This window comes from Falsiroseomonas sp. RANM36 (assembly GCF_056682175.1).
Genome location: NZ_JBWXTD010000007.1, coordinates 25,149 through 34,088, shown reverse-complemented (window position 1 = coordinate 34,088; position 8,940 = coordinate 25,149). Strand labels below are relative to the sequence as shown.

Genomic DNA, 8,940 nt, shown 5'->3' with positions numbered 1-8,940 from the left:
GCCCCCCCGGCCCCCGGCGCGGGCCCGGGGCGCCCGCGGGGGCGCCGACGTCCGCGATCGGGGCGACGCCGTGCTGCGCGAGGACAGGCAGCATCGCCGGCGGCGTGCCGGCCGCGATCAGCACCGGCTTCGGCGAGCGCGCATGGAACTCGGCCAGCACCCGCGCCGCGACCTCCTCGCCGCGCGGCGCGTTGAAGGTGGTCGGCAGGAAGACGGCGTCCACGTCCGGATCCGCCGCGACGATGTCGAGGATGCGCGGGAAGCGGTCATAGGTCTTCTCGTTGAACGCTTCCGGCGTGAGGTCCACCGGGTTCGCGGTGGAGGCGATGGCGGGCACCAGCGGCGCCAGCGCGGAGCGGGTCGCCTCTGACAGTGGCGGCACCTCCAGCCCCGCTGCACCGCAGAGATCGGCCGCGATCACGCCGCCGCCGCCGCCGCCCGTCATGATGGCCACGCGGGGGCCGGCGGGAAGACCGGTGCGCGCGAGGCTCGCCGCGAACAGCGCGGTGTCGAGCAGTTCCCGATGCGCGGCGACGAGGATGGCGCCTTCCGCTGCGAGCAGCGACCTTCCAGCGGCGGAGCCTGCCGGCAGCAGCACCACGATGCGCCCGGCCGCGCGCGCCGCGCCGACCGCCGCGCAGAGCGCCGCGCCGTCGCTCGGCGCCTCCTGCACCAGCGCCAGGATTCTGGCGGGGGAATCCACTGCCGCTGCAAGCAGCGCGGCGGCGTCGGGCGCGGTGCGCGTCGCGATGGGCAGAAGCCGCTTCGCCGCCGCCCGCTGCATCGCCTCCGCGGTGCGCGCGGAACTGGCGAGGAGCAGCACGGGCGGCGCGCCGGACGCCGTCGCCCAGGCTGCTTCGCCGCTGCCATCGCCTTGCATGGGCGCGTCCCGTCCCCTCGACCTGGCCCGCTTGAGGCAGGCTCGCTCAGCTGTCCCGCAGACTATTAAACGTTTCAAAGCGTGCCGCGCACGCGGCACGCTGTCAACGCCGTGCTGGCGCCTCGCCCATGGACTCCGCCACGCGCAGCTCGGGCTCCAGCGCCAGGCGCCGCACGCGCGGCCGGTCGCCCTGCATCCGCGCCAGCAGCAGTTCCCAGGCGCGGCGCGCCACCTCGCCTGCCGGCGGTCGGATCGCGGCGAGACGAGGCGTCGCCATCTCGGCCCAGGGCGGCTCATCCACCGCGATCAGCGACACATCGTCCGGGCAGCGCAGGCCGAGCGCGGCCAGCGCGCGCACCACCTGCTCCACCCCCTGCGTGTTGGTCGCGAGCAGCGCGGTCGGGCGCCTCGGTCCCTTCATCGCCGCGGCCAACTGCTCCAGAAAGGTCGCAGCGTCCTCCGACCGCTCGATGATCTCGAGCGAGGCGCGCGGCACATCCGCAAGTCCCTGCCGCAGCCCTTCGATCCGATGGCGCGAGATCAGAAGACCAGGATTCGCAGAGACGAAGGCGAGCCTGCGATGCCCGCGCGCGAGAAGCTCGGCCGCCGCCCGCCGCATCGCCGCGCGCACGTCCACCCGCACCTGGTCGAAGCGCCCATCCTCGATCGGCCGGTCGAGGATCACCGTCGGCACCGCCGCGCGGGCCAGGCGATCGAGCGTCGCCGCCGGCTCCCAGCTCGGCAGCAGCAGCAGGCCGCCGATGTCGAAGCGCAGCAGCGTCTCCACGCGGTGAAGCTCCGTCTCGCTGTCCTGCCGGCTGAAGACATGCAGCATGTCGTAGCCGGCCTCCGCGGCCAGGCGCTCGAAGGCCTCGGACAAGGCGACGAAATAGCCGAAGGCGGCGTGCGGCATGCACAGCCCGATCAGCGTGGCGCGGTTCCGCCGCAGGCTCTGCGCCAGCAGGTTCGGCACGTAGCCGAGCGACTTGACCGCGCGCATCACGCGCTCGCGCCGCTCGGCGCTCACATCGCGCGACCCGTTCAGCACATGGGAGACCGTGCCGGTGGAGACGCCCGCCTCGCGCGCGACGTCCGTGATGGTCGGCCGCGGCCGGCGGCGGGGCGCGTCCCGGGACGCATCGGATGACATGGCAACACGCTAGCCGAGTCGCCGCCGCTCTCCAACGCACCGGCTTGCCGCCACGCCGGGCGGTGACTAGCGTCCAGGCGTGCAACCGGCGGAGCACTTCCGATGGCGCCCGTTGAGGTTCGTGTCGCGAGCGCCCTTCGCGCGACGGTGGGCGAGGCGCCGCTCTGGTGCGCCGCCGAGCAGGCGCTCTACTGGATCGATGGGCATCGTCGCGTCGTCTTCCGCCTGCGCGACGGCGTGACCGAGGAGCGCGACCTGCCCTTCCGCCCCTCCTGCCTGGTGCCGGATGCGCAGGGCGGGCTGGTGGTCGGCTACAAGAAGGGGCTCGGCCGCTTCGACTTCGAGAGCGGGCGCGCGGAGCAATGGCCGCTCTCCGGCGTGGATTTCAGCGACGTCAGCTTCAACGACGGCGCTTGCGACGCCGCGGGACGGTTGTGGATCGGCACGCGCCACGGGGGCGGCAGTGCCCCTGTCGCGGCGCTCTACAGCATCGGACCCGATCTGCGTCCGGTCTGCCGGCGGCGGGGGCTCGTCGTCTCGAACGGGATCGCCTTCAGCCCGGATGGACGTCGCATGTACCACGTCGATTCACGGCCGGGCCGCGTGGATGCCTACGCGCTTGATGCAGCCACCGGTATGCTGGGCGCGCCGGAGTGCCTGATCGACTACGCCGGCAAGGGCTTCAGGCCGGATGGCTGCACCGTGGACAAGGAGGGATTCCTCTGGGTCGCGGAGATCGAGGGCTGGCGGATCGCACGCTACGCGCCCGATGGGCGGCTCGACCGCACCATCGCCCTGCCTGTCGCCAAGCCGAGCAGCCTGGCCTTCGGCGGACCCGGGCGGCGGACCCTCTTCGTCACGACGATCTCCTATGGCCTGGATGACGCGGCGCTGGCGGCGCAACCCGCCGCCGGATGCCTTCTGGCGATGGAGCCGGGCGTGGCAGGCCTGCCCGAGCACCCGTTCCGCGCGGCCCTTGTAAACGTTTCAACCGATGGCTAGCCTTCCCCGGCCGGGAATGACGACATGGGAGGAAAGCCACATGTCCGCCATCACGCGCCGCCGGCTCGTCATCGCCGGCGGAACAGTCCTCGCCGTCCCCGCCCTCGCGCAGAACGCCGACTGGCCGAGCAAGGAGATCCGCCTCATCGTCTCCGTCGCGCCCGGCGGCGGCGCCGATCTGGTGGCACGCCAGGTCGCGCGCGTCATCGCGCAGGAAACGGGCGGCACGGTCGTCGTGCGCAACATCGTCGGCGGCAGCGGCCTCACCGGCATGGCGGAGATGGCGAGCAGCCCGCCCGACGGCTACACGCTCTCGCTGGTGAACATCGGCTCCCTGCTGGTGCTGCCGCACATCATGCAGGTGCCCTTCACCTGGGACGACCTCGCCTTCCTCGGCGGCATCTCGCAGAACTACTACGGCGTCGCGGTCGCGGCGAATTCGCCCTGGCAGAGCTTCGGCGACATGATCGCCACGGGCAAGACACGGCGCATCACCTATGCCTGCGCCACAATCATGAACGGCGTCGCGCTGGTGCAGGCCGGCAACCAGTCCGGCGCGCGGTTCCGCCTGGTGAACACGCAGACCGATGCCGAGGCCATCACCCAGACGGTCGGCGGCTTCGTGGACATCGCCATGACCTCCTCCACCGTGCTGCTGCCGATGCTGCAGTCGCAGCGGCTGAAGCTGCTGGCGGTGACGCCGGCGCGCTGGCCGAACATGCCCGACATCCCGACGGTGAAGGAAGCCGGCTTCAACGGCGAGACGGTGGTGCCGCTCGGCTTCGCCTGCCCCGCCGGCGTGCCCGCGCCGATCCGCGCGCGCTTCGAGGCCGCGATCCTCAAGGCCGGGCGCGATCCCGCGACGGTGGAGATGCTGACGCGCACCATCAACATGCCAAAGCCCATGACGGGCGCGGAGTTCCGCCACGCGCTGTTCTCCCAGGCGCCGACCATCGAGGCGATGCTCGCCGAGGCCGGGATGAAGCGACGGTAGTGTCGCGGTTCCTTCGCTCGGAGCGGCTGCCCTACATCGCCGCGGCGGCGGTGGCGCTGCTGCTGCTGTCGCAGGCGATGCGGCTCGAGGATTTCGGGCCGTTCGGCCCGGGCGCCGGCATCTTTCCGCAGATCACGGCGGGACTGGCGGTGGTGCTCGCGCTGGCGCTGGTGCTCGTCCCCGCGCTCGGCCGCGACGCGGCGGCGCCGGGCGCGCCGGAGGAGGCCGTCGGCCCCGAGGAACGGCGCACCTTCCACCTCTACATCGCGGGGCTCGTGCTGATGGTGGTCGGCTCCGCCTTCCTCGGCTTCGCGGTCACGGCGATCCTGCTCGCGCTGCTGATCGCCTGGCTCGCGGAGCGCCGCCCCTTCCTCTCCGCCCTGCTCTTCGGCCTGGCCTGCGCCGTCATCGGCACGATCGGCCTCGGCCACTACATGGAGATCGAGATGCCCTACGCGGCGGTGGACTCCCTGCTTCGCTCGCTCGTGCGGTAGGGCTTCATGGAGCAGTTGCTGCACGGCTTCGCCGTGGTGATGACGCCGGCGAACCTGTTCTTCTGCCTGGTCGGCACGCTGCTCGGCACGATCGTCGGCATCATCCCCGGCCTCGGCCCGCTGACCACCATCGCGATCCTGCTGCCGGTGACCTACAAGCTGGACGTCACCTCGGCGCTGATCATGCTGTCGGGGATCTACTATGGCGTCGCCTATGGCGGCACCGCGACCTCGGTGCTGCTGCGCATCCCCGGCGAGGCCTCCTCCGTCGTCACCTGCATCGACGGCTATGCCATGGCGCGCAAGGGGAGGGCGGGTGCGGCGCTGACCATCGCCGCCGTCGGCTCCTTCATCGCGGGCACGGTCGGCACCATCGGCATCTCCTATCTCTCGCCGCCCCTGGCGGAGCTGGTCTTCGCCTTCGGGCCGGCGGAATATGCGGCGCTGATGCTCGCCGGGCTCTCCGCGGTGACCTACTTCTCCTCCGGCTCGCTGCTGAAGTCGCTGCTGATGGCGGCCTTCGGCCTGGTGCTTGGCTGCGTCGGCAAGGATCCGATGACGTTGGAGCCGCGCCTGACCTTCGGCTTCACCGGCCTGCTGGACGGCATCGAATTGCCGGCGCTGGCGATCGGGCTGTTCGGCCTGTCGGAGATCCTGTCGCTGGCGCGGCGATCGCAGACCTCGCTCAAGATGATCGCGCCGCCGACCACCATGCTCGGCTTCCTGCCGAACCGCGAGGAGACGCGGCGTTCCGTCGCGCCGGTCGTGCGCGGCACGGTGCTCGGCTTCCTCGTCGGCGTGCTGCCGGGCGGCGGCGCGGTGATCGCCTCCTTCCTCTCCTATGCGCTGGAGAGGAAGTTCGCGAAGCGGCCCGAGGAGTTCGGCCAGGGCGCGGTGGAGGGGCTGGCAGGCCCGGAGACGGCGAACAACGCCGCCTCCTCCGGCTCGCTGCTGCCGCTGCTCTGCATGGGGCTTCCGGCCAATGCCACCACGGCGGTGCTGCTGAACGCCTTCATCCTGCACGGCGTCGCGCCGGGGCCGGCGATGATGACGCAGCAGCCGGAGATCTTCTGGGGCCTGATCGCCAGCATGTATATCGGCAACGTCATGCTGCTAGTGCTGAACCTGCCGCTGATCGGGCTGATGATCCGCATCCTGGACGTGCCGCGCGCCTATCTCGGACCGATCATCCTGCTGTTCTGCATGATCGGCGTCTATTCCTCGGTCGGCGACGCATCCGGCGTGCTCATCGCCGTGGTCTTCGGCTTCGTCGGCTACTATCTGCGCCAGCACGGCTTCAACCTGGGCATGCTGATCCTGGCCTTCGTGCTCGGCCCGATCCTCGAACGCTCGGTGCGGCAGGCGCTGAACATCTCCGATGGCGAGTTCGGTGTCTTTGTCGCCAGCCCGATCTCGATCACGCTGCTCTGCGTCGCCGCCGCGATCCTGCTGGTCGGGCTTTGGCCGCGGCGTCCGGTGGTGAGTGCCGAGGACGATTGATACCGAGCGCAGGAAGGCTTTGCCTTCGTGTCCCTCAGACGCCGGGCGGGCCGCATCCGCGGCCCTTGGCTTCGCCGCACGGGCGGCGGGCCGCCTTCGCGGCCTCGGCCCTCCGGGCCGCAGGTCGGAACTTCGTGCGCCGCGTATGACGCTATCGCGGATCGAGCCAGCGCCGGGCCGTCTCGCCGAGGCTGTTGAAGGCGAGCGCCGTCAGCAGCAGCGCGACGCCGGGCGCGATCATCAGCTCCGGCGCGCGTTCCAGATAGAGCAGCGCACGCGCCAGCATGCCGCCCCAACTCGCCTGGGGCGGCTGCACGCCGAGGCCGAGGAAGCTCAGGCTGGCCTCCGCCAGCAGCGCCGTGCCCAGCAGCAGGCCCGCCTGCACGATGACCGGCGTCACGGCATTGGGCAGGACATGCCGCGTGAGCAGCCACCCTGCCCCCGCGCCCGCGGCCCGTGCCGCGTCCACGTAGAGCTCCTGCTTCACTGCCAGGGTCCGCGCGCGGGCCAGCCGCGCGAAGCCCGGCGAGAAGGCGATGCCGATGGCGATGACCGCATTCGTCAGGCTGGTGCCCAGCACCGCCGCGATGCCGACCGCGAGCAGGATGGTCGGGAAGGAGAGCATCGCGTCGATGCCCCGGCTGATCGCCGCATCCGCCCAGCCGCCGAGGTAGCCGGCGACCAGCCCGAATGGCAGCCCCAACGCCATGCCGAGGGCGACCGCGCCGATGGAGGAGAACAGCGACGGCGCCGCGCCATGGAGCAGGCGGCTCAGCACGTCGCGGCCGAGGTCGTCGGTGCCGAGCCAATGCTCCGCGCCCGGCGGCTCCAGCACGCCGAGCAGGTCCACCTTCAGCGGGTCGTGCGGCGCGATCCAGGGGGCGGCGAGCGCCGCGGCGATCAGCAGCCCCAGCCACAACACGCCCGCCGCGGCGCCGGGATCGTGCAGGATAAGGAAGAGCCGGCGCATCCTCACTCCACCCGCGGGTCGAGCACGGCATAGAGCAGGTCCACCGCCAGGTTCACCAGGAACACCAGCACCGCCAGCATCAGGATGATGCCCTGCACGACGAAGTAGTCCTTGTTGATCGCCGCCTGGATCAGCGCGCTGCCGGTGCCCGGGATGGCGAAGACCGTCTCGGTCAGCAGCGTGCCGCCGATCTTGCCGCTGAACACGAGCCCGACCACGGTCAGCAGCGTGACACCGACATTCTTCAGCCCGTGGCGCCACAGGATCGCGGCGGGCGAGAGCCCCTTGGCCCGCAGGGTGCGCACGAAGGGGGAGGCCAGCACCTCGATCATGGCGGCACGCAGCTGGCGGGTGATCTGCGCGATGCCGCTGATCGAGAGCGCGACCGCCGGCAAGGTCGCGGTCCAGATGGCGCCGAGCGGATCCTCGGTGAAGCGCACCGCCCCCGTGGCCGGAAACAGCTGCCATTCCAGCGCAAGCACCGAGACCATGAGCATCGCCAGCCAGAAATAGGGCAGCGCATCGGCGATCGTCGCGACGCCCGTGGCAACCCGGTCCACGAGGCTGCCGCGCCGGGCCGCCGCGGCGATGCCGAGCGCGGAGCCCACCACGAAGGCGATCACCATCGCGTAGCAGACGATCAGCAGCGTGTTCGGCAGCCGGTTCAGGATCAGGTCCATCACCGGCTCGCGCGACTGCAGCGACAGGCCGAGATCGCCCCGCAGCAGCTGCCCCACCCAGGCGAGGTATTGCTCCCAGATCGGGCGGTCGAAGCCGTAGAGCTGGCGGATCTCGGCGATGCTCTCCTCGGTCGGGAACTCGCCCGCCAGCAGCAGCGCCGGATCGCCCGGGCCGATGTGCAGGATGAGGAACGAGACGAAGGAAACGAGGATCAGCGTGGGCACCGCCTGCGCCACGCGGAGGCGGATCACGCGGCCGCGACGGCGGGTCAGCATGATGCCCCCTCCACCAGATGGCACGCGACACGATGCCCCGCCGCCACCTCGCGCCATGCCGGCTCTTCCGCTGCGCAGCGCGGCTCGGCCAGAGGGCAGCGCGTACGGAAGCGGCAGCCGGAGGGCGGGTCCACCGGGCTCGGGATCTCGCCCTGCAGCGGCACGCGCGCGCCGGTGACGAGGCGGGAGGGCAGCGCAACAGGCTCCGCCGCCAGCAGCGCCCGGGTGTAGGGATGCCGCGCCGCGTGCTCCAGCGTCGCCGCCGGCGCGACCTCCACGAAGCGGCCGAGATACATCACGGCGAGGCGGTCGCTGACATGCATCGCCACGGCAAGGTCGTGCGTGATGACGACGTAGGTCAGGCCGAACTCCGCCTGCAGGTCGAGGTAGAGATTCAGGATGTCGGCCTGGATCGAGACATCGAGCGCCGAGGTTGCCTCGTCGGCGACCAGCAGCCGAGGACGGCGCACCAGGGCACGGGCGATGTTGACGCGCTGCTTCTGCCCGCCGGAGAGTTCATGCGGGAAGCGGGCCGCCTGGGCCGCATCCAGCCCGACGCGCGCCAGCATCGCGAGGGCGCGCGCCGTCCGTTCGGCGTGCGGTCCCTCACCGGCGATGTCCAGCGGCTCGCGCACGCTGTCCAGGATGCGGCGCCGCGGGTTCAGGGCGGCATGCGGGTCCTGGAAGATGATCTGCATGGCATGGCGCCGCCGCCGCAGCTGCGACGGCGGAAGGGCGAGGAGATCCTCCCCCCCGAGTTCCACATGCCCGGCATCCGGGCGCAGCAGCGCCACGATGGCGCGGCCGAGCGTGGACTTGCCCGAGCCGGATTCCCCGATGATGCCGAGCGTCTCGCCTTCGGCCACCTCGAAGCTGACGCCATCCACCGCCTTCAGGGTCTCCCCGCTGTCGCGCAGCGGGAACGCCACGCGCAGGTCGTGCACCCGCAGCAGCGGCGCGCTCATGGCACCGCCCCCGGCAGGTCGAGCGCGGC

8 protein-coding genes and 1 pseudogene are annotated in these 8,940 nt (G+C 71.6%); 4 read left to right on the top strand and 5 right to left on the bottom strand.

From position 1 onward, the window contains the following. Positions 1-880, bottom strand: a pseudogene (locus AC1MIR_RS24355) (hypothetical protein); the annotation flags it as partial. A gap of 103 nt (positions 881-983) precedes the next feature. After that, positions 984-2,030, bottom strand: a complete 1,047-nt coding sequence (locus AC1MIR_RS24350; protein ID WP_480030765.1) for a LacI family DNA-binding transcriptional regulator — start codon at positions 2,028-2,030, stop codon at positions 984-986. Between the two features lie 102 nt (positions 2,031-2,132). On the opposite strand from AC1MIR_RS24350, the gene AC1MIR_RS24345 reads away from it, so the two are divergent. Genes AC1MIR_RS24345 through AC1MIR_RS24330 form a run of 4 tightly spaced genes read left to right on the top strand, consistent with a single transcriptional unit; the run spans position 2,133 to position 6,020 of the window. Continuing rightward, positions 2,133-3,032 carry an SMP-30/gluconolactonase/LRE family protein gene (locus AC1MIR_RS24345; RefSeq protein ID WP_480030764.1) on the top strand — a complete coding sequence of 300 codons (900 nt, stop codon included), beginning with the start codon at positions 2,133-2,135 and terminating at the stop codon, positions 3,030-3,032. 40 nt (positions 3,033-3,072) lie between these two features. Further along, positions 3,073-4,026 carry a Bug family tripartite tricarboxylate transporter substrate binding protein gene (locus AC1MIR_RS24340; protein WP_480030763.1) on the top strand — a complete coding sequence of 318 codons (954 nt, stop codon included), beginning with the start codon at positions 3,073-3,075 and terminating at the stop codon, positions 4,024-4,026. Then, positions 4,026-4,520, top strand: coding sequence for a tripartite tricarboxylate transporter TctB family protein (locus AC1MIR_RS24335; protein WP_480030762.1), 495 nt, complete (start codon positions 4,026-4,028; stop codon positions 4,518-4,520). Before AC1MIR_RS24340 ends, AC1MIR_RS24335 begins: the two co-directional genes overlap by 1 nt. A gap of 6 nt (positions 4,521-4,526) precedes the next feature. Continuing rightward, on the top strand, positions 4,527-6,020 hold the full coding sequence (locus tag AC1MIR_RS24330; protein ID WP_480030761.1) for a tripartite tricarboxylate transporter permease: 1,494 nt from the start codon (positions 4,527-4,529) through the stop codon (positions 6,018-6,020). A gap of 151 nt (positions 6,021-6,171) precedes the next feature. Here the strand turns inward: AC1MIR_RS24330 and AC1MIR_RS24325 are convergent, their stop codons facing one another. The 3 genes from AC1MIR_RS24325 to AC1MIR_RS24315 are packed head-to-tail and all read right to left on the bottom strand — an operon-like array spanning position 6,172 to position 8,911. Then, entirely contained in the window at positions 6,172-6,990 is an 819-nt protein-coding gene (locus AC1MIR_RS24325; protein WP_480030760.1) for an ABC transporter permease, read from the bottom strand. 2 nt (positions 6,991-6,992) lie between these two features. Then, positions 6,993-7,946, bottom strand: coding sequence for an ABC transporter permease (locus AC1MIR_RS24320; protein WP_480030759.1), 954 nt, complete (start codon positions 7,944-7,946; stop codon positions 6,993-6,995). Then, entirely contained in the window at positions 7,940-8,911 is a 972-nt protein-coding gene (locus AC1MIR_RS24315; protein WP_480030758.1) for an ABC transporter ATP-binding protein, read from the bottom strand. Before AC1MIR_RS24315 ends, AC1MIR_RS24320 begins: the two co-directional genes overlap by 7 nt. Positions 8,912-8,940: the final 29 nt, after the last annotated feature.

Coding starts and splice junctions, on each gene's coding strand:
- AC1MIR_RS24315 (WP_480030758.1), bottom strand. CDS start 8,911: ATGAGCGCGCCGCTGCTGCGGGTGCACGACCTGCGCGTGGCGTTCCCG.
- AC1MIR_RS24320 (WP_480030759.1), bottom strand. CDS start 7,946: ATGCTGACCCGCCGTCGCGGCCGCGTGATCCGCCTCCGCGTGGCGCAG.
- AC1MIR_RS24345 (WP_480030764.1), top strand. CDS start 2,133: ATGGCGCCCGTTGAGGTTCGTGTCGCGAGCGCCCTTCGCGCGACGGTG.
- AC1MIR_RS24340 (WP_480030763.1), top strand. CDS start 3,073: ATGTCCGCCATCACGCGCCGCCGGCTCGTCATCGCCGGCGGAACAGTC.
- AC1MIR_RS24325 (WP_480030760.1), bottom strand. CDS start 6,990: ATGCGCCGGCTCTTCCTTATCCTGCACGATCCCGGCGCCGCGGCGGGC.
- AC1MIR_RS24330 (WP_480030761.1), top strand. CDS start 4,527: ATGGAGCAGTTGCTGCACGGCTTCGCCGTGGTGATGACGCCGGCGAAC.
- AC1MIR_RS24350 (WP_480030765.1), bottom strand. CDS start 2,030: ATGTCATCCGATGCGTCCCGGGACGCGCCCCGCCGCCGGCCGCGGCCG.